Origin of the sequence: Comamonas sp. wu1-DMT (assembly GCF_040187805.1) — a bacterium.
GTDB classification, from domain to species: Bacteria; Pseudomonadota; Gammaproteobacteria; order Burkholderiales; family Burkholderiaceae_C; genus Comamonas; species Comamonas thiooxydans.
Window position 1 is genome coordinate 1 of record NZ_JBANEM010000050.1, and the last position, 1,218, is coordinate 1,218.

General features: G+C 67.0%; 1 protein-coding gene. It reads left to right on the forward strand.

What is annotated here, in order from left to right:
- The coding region (locus V8Z78_RS26965; protein WP_349732504.1) for an aldehyde dehydrogenase family protein at positions 1–1,218 on the forward strand (1,218 nt) is incomplete at its 5' end.

The window sequence follows — 1,218 nt, forward strand, 5'->3', positions numbered from 1 at the left end:
CGCAAGGCGGAGCTGGGCGAGCTGCTGGCCCGCGAAGAAGGCAAGACCCTGCCCGAAGCCATTGGCGAAGTCGGCCGCGCGGGCCAGATCTTCAAGTTCTTTGCGGGTGAATGCCTGCGCCTGAGCGGCGAGACCCTGCCGTCGGTGCGTCCCGGCATAGGCGTGGAGATCACGCGCGAGCCGATCGGCGTGGTCGGCCTGATCACGCCCTGGAACTTCCCCATCGCCATCCCGGCCTGGAAGATCGCCCCGGCCCTGGCTTTCGGCAACTGCGTGGTCTTGAAGCCCGCCGACCTGGTGCCCGGCAGTGCCTGGGCCCTGGCCGACATCATCCACCGCTCGGGCATCCCCGCCGGTGTGTTCAACCTGGTCATGGGCCCGGGCCGTGTGATCGGCGAAGCCCTGGTGAACCATGCCGATGTGGCGGCCATCAGTTTCACGGGCTCGGTGGGCGTGGGCCGCGGCATTGCCGAAGCCTGCGTGAAAAGCGGTAAGAAGGTGCAGCTGGAAATGGGTGGCAAGAACCCCCAGATCGTGCTCGACGATGCCGACCTGAACCAAGCCGTGGAGCTGTCGGCGCAAAGCGGCTTTTACTCCACGGGCCAGCGCTGCACGGCATCGAGCCGCCTCATCGTCACCGACAAGATCTACCCCGCCTTCATCGAGGCCCTGCAGGCGCGCATGGCCCAAATCAAGGTCGGTGACGCACGCGCCGCCGGCACCGATATGGGCCCCGTGGTCAGCCAGGCCCAGCTGGAGCAGGATCTGTCGTACGTGGAAATCGCCAAGGCCGAAGGCGCTCGCCTGGCGGCCGGTGGCGCTCGCGTGGCCTGCCACACGGGCAGCGGCAAGCAGGGCTACTACATGGCGCCCACGCTGTTCGTGGACACCAAAGCCGGCATGCGCATCAACCGTGAGGAAGTCTTCGGCCCCGTGGCCAGCGTGATCCGCGTCAAGGACTACGAGGAGGCCCTGGCGGTGTCCAACGACACGCCGTTTGGCCTGTCGGCCGGCATTGCGACCACCAGCCTCAAGCACGCCACGCACTTCAAGCGCCACAGCCAGGCCGGCATGGTCATGGTCAATCTGCCCACGGCGGGCGTGGACTACCACGTGCCGTTTGGCGGTCGCAAGGGCTCAAGCTACGGTCCGCGCGAGCAGGGCCGCTATGCCCAGGAGTTCTACACCACGGTGAAGACGGCCTATACGCTGGCGTGA